At 42.4% G+C, this 6,216-nt stretch carries 8 protein-coding genes; 5 read left to right on the top strand and 3 right to left on the bottom strand.

Annotated elements, in window-relative coordinates; translation table 11 throughout:
* A partial coding sequence (locus VIN08_RS13735; protein WP_331966025.1) for a DUF3347 domain-containing protein occupies nucleotides 1–497 on the top strand: 497 nt, incomplete at its 5' end.
* An 18-nt stretch (nucleotides 498–515) separates the two neighbouring features.
* A complete protein-coding gene (locus tag VIN08_RS13730) occupies nucleotides 516–1,019 on the top strand; it encodes a DUF3347 domain-containing protein (RefSeq protein ID WP_331966022.1) in 504 nt (167 codons plus the stop codon).
* A gap of 69 nt (nucleotides 1,020–1,088) precedes the next feature.
* On the opposite strand, the gene VIN08_RS13725 is transcribed toward VIN08_RS13730, so the two are convergent.
* From VIN08_RS13725 to VIN08_RS13715, 3 genes are all read right to left on the bottom strand, one after another.
* Entirely contained in the window at nucleotides 1,089–1,541 is a 453-nt protein-coding gene (locus VIN08_RS13725) for a lipocalin family protein (protein ID WP_331966019.1), read from the bottom strand.
* A 62-nt stretch (nucleotides 1,542–1,603) separates the two neighbouring features.
* Complete coding sequence (locus VIN08_RS13720) at nucleotides 1,604–2,680, bottom strand: winged helix DNA-binding domain-containing protein (protein WP_331966016.1); 1,077 nt, start codon at nucleotides 2,678–2,680, stop codon at nucleotides 1,604–1,606.
* A gap of 9 nt (nucleotides 2,681–2,689) precedes the next feature.
* The gene (locus tag VIN08_RS13715) at nucleotides 2,690–3,220 is read right to left on the bottom strand and encodes a DinB family protein (RefSeq protein ID WP_331966013.1); all 531 of its coding nucleotides are present in this window, start codon (nucleotides 3,218–3,220) and stop codon (nucleotides 2,690–2,692) included.
* Nucleotides 3,221–3,411: 191 nt separating this feature from the next.
* On the opposite strand from VIN08_RS13715, the gene VIN08_RS13710 reads away from it, so the two are divergent.
* From VIN08_RS13710 to VIN08_RS13700, 3 genes are all read left to right on the top strand, one after another.
* Nucleotides 3,412–4,158 carry a copper homeostasis protein CutC gene (locus VIN08_RS13710; RefSeq protein ID WP_331966010.1) on the top strand — a complete coding sequence of 249 codons (747 nt, stop codon included), beginning with the start codon at nucleotides 3,412–3,414 and terminating at the stop codon, nucleotides 4,156–4,158.
* A gap of 204 nt (nucleotides 4,159–4,362) precedes the next feature.
* Nucleotides 4,363–5,454, top strand: coding sequence for a hypothetical protein (locus tag VIN08_RS13705; RefSeq protein ID WP_331966008.1), 1,092 nt, complete (start codon nucleotides 4,363–4,365; stop codon nucleotides 5,452–5,454).
* Nucleotides 5,455–5,564: 110 nt separating this feature from the next.
* Nucleotides 5,565–5,996, top strand: coding sequence for a helix-turn-helix transcriptional regulator (locus tag VIN08_RS13700; protein ID WP_331966006.1), 432 nt, complete (start codon nucleotides 5,565–5,567; stop codon nucleotides 5,994–5,996).
* Nucleotides 5,997–6,216: the final 220 nt, after the last annotated feature.

The raw sequence follows: 6,216 nt of genomic DNA, 5'->3' as shown, positions 1-6,216 counted from the left end.
CTGATTCTGTTGCAACAACGAGTGATGCAGGCAAGCCTCAGTTTGATGTTGACAAAGTTTTCCAGCAACAACTGGCAGCGGTATATACTGCATACCTTGCATTGAAAGATGCATTTGTAGCGTCTGATGATGCAAAGGTTCGTACTGAGGCTACAACGGTTCAGCAAACTTTAGCGAAAGTTGATATGACGTTACTTTCTGATGCAGCACATCACGACTGGATGACTTATCTTGGTAATCTTGAATCGTCATTGAAAGCGATCGAAACCAATAAGGATATAGAAGTGCAACGCAGATCGTTTAGTGTGCTTTCAGAGAATCTATACAAAAGCGCAAAAGCATTCGGCCTCGGTGGTACTACTGCATATTATGAGTTTTGTCCGATGGCATTTAACGATGAAGGCGCTTACTGGCTTAGCGACCAGGAAAAAATTCGCAATCCATACTTTGGCGACAAGATGCTTACCTGTGGTGTGGTAAAAGAGAAAATACAATAACAATAATTATATACCTATATGAAAAACACAATCTATATACTGGCGCTTATACTCATAAGCTGGAGTGCAGAGGCGCAGCACGATCATGCAAGTCATAGTCAGCCGCAGGCTACCGCTGCACCTACTTTCAAAGATGCCAGGCTTACTACAGCCTATACCGATTACCTGCATCTGAAAGATGCGTTGGTGGCATCGAAAGCAGCCGATGCCAAGCAGGCGGCTGCAGCACTACAGAAATCAGCAGGAGCTCTAGCGAATGGAAAGAAAGTAACTGCATCAGCTGCAACGATTGCTGCATCCAGCGACCTGGATGCTCAACGCAAAATATTCGCTGCACTCAGCACCGATATGAAAGAGCTCGTTAACGGAAATATAGCATCCGGTGCTTTATACCTGGAGTATTGCCCCATGGCCAACAATCACGAAGGTGCCTACTGGCTCTCTAACGAAAAGCAAATTCTCAATCCTTACTTTGGCGACAAGATGTTGCATTGTGGTTCTGTAAAAGAAACCATCCAGTAAAAATAAAATTACCAGTATTCGTTCGGCTATAGCCTGCGAATACTGGTATATCGATTATCACGTTACCGTTTACTCTGTACCCATTTTCTTCGTTCCTGACTTACGGGTATATATATACTTGAAACGTTCTGCATGCGGAGAGCCTCTGCCGGAAAGCGTAAGAATGTGATTTTGCAAACTGAGTCCCCACTCTACCGGGCGAGCCTCACCATCTGCACTGTTCTTGCTTTCGAGATATAGTATCTTATGATTTTCGTTGATACGGAACAACCCTGAATCTATCTTCTGCGAATTGTTACGGGTTATATATTTCGCCTCACGGGTAAACTCGATCGTTTGAACAAGTGTATCTGAATTGGAGGTTATCTGTTTCTTGCCGTCATATACCTGGCTTATCTGCCATGTACCTACTACCAAATCGATGATTTTCTGCCCCGATTTGGAAGCCTGCTGGGCAAATGTACTACCGGCAAACAGTATAAAGCATATACCCAGTATCCAAGTGTTGCATGTGGTCTTCATATTGATTACAATTTTTATACAACGTATAGGCAAAAAAACTATACCCGTTGCGAATCAATACATCAGACTATTTTAACCGGAGTACCAAGAAACGCACTATATTTTTTGGCTGCCGAAGCTATCGCGCTCTTCTGTGTTTTATTGAATGAATCAAAAGGCTTCAGATCAATGGCAGCCGCGTTCCTGGCAATCGTACGCTTCCACATACCCACCACCTGGCTGTTGATCACAACCGTAGAGCTTAATATACCATTGCCTGTTCCGGCAATTTGTTTGAACCGGTTGGTATCTATAGCAGCCGTGCGATTGGTATAGCCCAGCAAATATTCATCAAAACCGGGCAACAAATATACCGATGCTGTTTTGGGTTTCACAACGGGGTTGCTACCCGCCATCCAATAGGTATTGCCATTTACCGTTTCCTGCACCAGCGATGATTTGATAGCTTCATGCGCATTCTTTGCTTCTGTTATCGACAAACCTGTCCACCAGGCAAAGTCTTGTAATGTAGCGGGACCATGACTGGCAAAGTAACGCAATGCAAAAGATGCGATTGCTTCATCTTGTAACGGTAACTTTACTGCAGGCAGCCATTCATCTAACAATGTAAATGTAGGTTGCTTTCCTTTGCGCGCTCCAAAACAGATCAACCCGGTTTGTGCGAGGTAGCCGAGTATATGTAGTCCGCGCGTATTACCCGTAGCTATCTTGCCTCGCTCCAATACATCATATACTTCTTTGCGCGTAAGCTGATGTCCTCCTTCCAACGCTGCAGTCACAAGCCTGGCACTCCTGGTAAATATCTTTTTATCGAGGCCCTCCTGTTTATATATACCGGCTGCCCGCGATATAATACGCGGAGTAAATGCTTTTAACATCCAGCGTACATCAGCAGGGGAAACCAGGTGCAGTGTTCCGCGCATAGGCCATGTGCGCACAATGGTTTTATTGGCGAGCGCCTGCTCCACGGCTTCTTCATTTCCATCCTTCATTCGCAGACCTACACTCCACAACGAACCCAGGTAATCCTGTGACTGCATCGCTCCCATCCATGACACTACTTCTTCCGGCTTTACAAATTCCGTATGAGAGATACGCTGATGGTATAACCGTTGATGTGCAATGGAAGAGAGTGTCATACGATAAATCTATTTCTGTTTTACACGCAAAAGATAAAAACTATAATCGGACATTGGTACATCGGTGATGCCAACATTACGCGCTATCGTAACCACCTGTCCGCGGTGATAGCCGCTATGTGTGAGGCAATGATTCAGAAACTCGGCACGCGACTGTATACCTTGTATATAGGGTGTATAAAATTCTACTTCCTCCGTCCAGGCTGCCTCCGAAAGCGTAGCAACGAAGTCAGCCATCGCCCGCGACTGCTCCACTATACCGTCCCATACATCCTCCGTTGTGCCATCGTATCCCTGACGGAAAGAAGGAGGCGCTGGCACTTGCTCCAGCACCGAAGCCCAGAAGCGTTGTGTATCCCAGATGTGCACCATCGTTCCTTTTATACTCGGGAAACTCGAAGCCACTTCGCGTTCCATCAACTCTGCAGGTTTGGTACGCAACCAATTGACAAACGTTTCATTTGCCCAGGCATTGTATACTGCCAGATCTGTAAGAAGGGTGCCAATGCTCAGTTGTTTCTTTTCCATAGTTGTTGTCATAAGGGATGATGTTTAATGATGATACAAGTAACGTATGACTTCTGACAGCCCTATGTCAACACCCAAGAACTTAGTAAAAAAATATTTTTCAACGCACACAAACACACTTTCATAAATCGGCAGAAGTTTAAACACGTAGTAATATCATTGTAAAAATTTATAAGATATTTGAATCACTAACCATCTATACCATGACCATTGAAATTGTAGCGTATAACATTGACTCTGCACGCAAAGCACAGGAAGGCGGAGCTGATCGCATTGAACTATGCGACAACCCAGGCGAAGGCGGCACCACACCTTCGTATGGTGTAATTGAAGTTGTGCGCCAGCATGTGAGTATTGATGTGTATGTGATGATCCGTCCGCGCGGAGGAGATTTTCATTACGACAGCTACGAGTTCCATGCTATGAAGCGCGATATATCGCAATGCCAGAAGCTGAGTGTAGATGGTATTGTATTGGGCATTGTGAATGCTGATGGTACGATCGATAAGAAACGCTGCAAAGAGTTGATCGATAAAGCACGTCCGTTGAAAGTTACTTGTCACCGTGCCTTTGATATGACACGTGATCCGTTCGAAGCACTGGAAGATTGTATCGAAGTGGGGTTCGATCGTATACTTACCTCCGGTCATCAGACACAAGCCGTAAAAGGTATAGATCTGATTACTGAACTGATCAAACGTGCTAACGGGCGCATCGCTATTATGCCTGGCTCCGGTGTAAATGAAAATACAGTAGAAGAAGTTGTATCAAAATCAAAAGCCAAAGAAATACATTTCTCAGCAGTAGGCTCACGCGACAGCGCCATGGTATATCGCAATGAAGCTATAGCCGGTATGGGATCAGACGAAGGCTCCGAATTTAAACTACGCACCGTTGACCCGGAGCGCGTAAGGAAGATTCGCGCATTAGCGGAAGCTGCTGCTAAATAGAGGAATAAGCGGAAAGTATAAAGTTGAAAGTAGAAAGTATAAATACTGGCTTATTTCACTTTCAGCTTTATACTTTTCGCTTTCAGCTTCTGTGTAATTCTGCGAGTTCTGTGGGAGACATTGTTTTTTGTTTCTGCGTAAATCTTGTTGTTTTTACAAATCACCAAACTTTTTATATTTGGATATAACCCCCTATCCCCGATCATGAGAATTATACTTCTCGCTCTTATACTATTAACATCATTTAATTTAAGAGCCCAACGAATAGCAGACTATATTAATGTTGTAGGAAAAGATAGTCTCAGGCTAAATTTCAAAGACTACGGAATATTAACCGGTTTTGAATGCGCAACCTATTATCGGGTAGCAAAGATGAATCCGGTGATCTTTGCCTTCAACGGTTACTCTAAAGATTACTATGCAAGTGGCAAACTGGCTGTTGAATGTTCTTATGTCAATAACGTACTCCACGGATTCTTTAAGTCGTATTACGAAAACGGAAAGACAAAAGAACAAGGACAAGTAGTAAATGGTCAAAAAAAGGGAGAGTGGAGATATTGGTTCCAGAATGGCCAACTCAAGAAAGTTATATCCTTTGATTCCAGCGGATACTATGTAAAAGAGGCCTATAAGAAAAACGGGAAACAAACAATAGCGAACGGAAATGGAGAGTTTTCTTATGATGATCTGGTACCAAATATGCTGGTTGAGGGAGAGATAAAAAACGGGAAGCAGCATGGCAAATGGATACTGCATAGTACGATCTACAATAGAAAAACAGCTATCGAGCTATTTGAAAATGGTAAATTCATAGAAGGTGAAAGTCTCGCGATGAATAAAATATTTAATACAACTTATCGCGATTATCCAGCTACTACGGTAGACATGACAATTGACTTGCTTGATCCGGGATATTACGGAAAAGAGGAGTGCGTAAGAAAAATTGACAGATCCGGATTTATGGACCACCGGAAATTCAACAGAGGGTACTATAAATCTTTCAATGAGTATATATACGATAAATTTGACGCTCCCAACATTCGTATGGGATATATAATAATTGGATGCGTAATAAATGAAAAAGGAGAGGTAAAAGATATAGATATGTATTCAACCATTAAATCAGAGATTGTAGAGAAGAAGCTTTATGACTTATTCCTGAACAGCGATAAATGGGACCCTGAAATTCGAAATGGCCGGGCAATTGCCGTTTCTGAACTTTATATCATCCAATTTTTAAATGGAGAGTATAAAATACTGGAAGAAACAAGAAGACCTATCGTAAATAGCAATTAAAAGATTCTGTGTAATTCCGTGAGTTCTGTAGGAGATCTTTTTTTAGTTCTTATCTCCGTTGTAAATCTCGTTGTTTTTTACAAGCTCCAAACTTTTTATATTTGGATCGTATGGAAACGAAAACAAAACCCCAACCACGTCACCTCGGCAGAAAAATCGGCCGCATACGTGAATTGTTAGGAGTAAAACAGGAAGTCCTTGCAGAAAAGTTAGGCATCAGTCAGCAAGCTATATCCAAGATAGAACAAAGCGAGCACGTAGAAGACGCGACACTGGAAAAGATAGCGAAAGCATTAGGAGTAAGCAGTGAAGCGATTGATAATTTCACTGAAGAGTCCGTTATTAACTATATACAGTATAATCAAGAAGGAAGCAATCAGGGTGCAGCTAATGTTGCCGTACAAAACTTCAATTGTACCTTCAACCCTATAGATAAATGGCTTGAAGCTCTCGATGAAAATAAGAAGTTATACGAAGCACTTCTAAAAAGCGAGCGTGATAAAATAGCCTTATTGGAGAAACTACTGAAAGAGAAGAACTAGATATCTTGTATTTGAACATACTCCCGATATGCGATACATTGGAATAATAGCCACGGTGATTTTACGATTTACACAATCATTCAAAGTGTAAAATGGCAACAGCTAACTTGCAAATGAATATAAATACAAGGTTTGGAGAAATCAGCCAGTATTCTTCTGCGTAAATCCGCGAGATCTGCGGGAAACAAACTAGATAAACTTCCCGAAGCAAACACTGTTC

The organism is Ohtaekwangia sp. (assembly GCF_036568665.1).
Lineage (GTDB): Bacteria > Bacteroidota > Bacteroidia > Cytophagales > Cyclobacteriaceae > Ohtaekwangia.
Note: the sequence above shows the minus strand (reverse complement) of the source record. Positions and strands in the feature narration are given on the sequence as shown.